At 69.7% G+C, this 267-nt stretch carries 1 pseudogene; it reads left to right on the forward strand.

Annotation, left to right across the window (positions count from 1 at the left end):
- Nucleotides 1–40: 40 nt before the first annotated feature.
- Nucleotides 41–267: pseudogene (locus AC5P09_RS52310) on the forward strand (IS607 family element RNA-guided endonuclease TnpB); the annotation flags it as partial.

Genomic DNA, 267 nt, shown 5'->3' on the forward strand with positions numbered 1-267 from the left:
AGACCTGCTCGAACTGCGGCGCAACGAAAGCCAAGCTGCCGTGCACGTGAGAGTCTTCGACTGCGACGAGTGCCCGCTTGTGATGGACCGGGACGAGAACGCAGCCCGCAACCTGGTCGCCCTCGCGGCGGCCCGCACCACTGGTACCGGAGTGGCCGGAGACCAGGACACCCCCGTGGTGTCGAAGCCTCGTGGAGCCGACCGTAAGACCCGCGCCACCCGCACCCGCCGCAAGACGAGTGCGGGGCGGGCAGGTGGCGCAACCCT

The sequence above is a fragment of the Streptomyces sp. a15 genome, assembly GCF_059026085.1.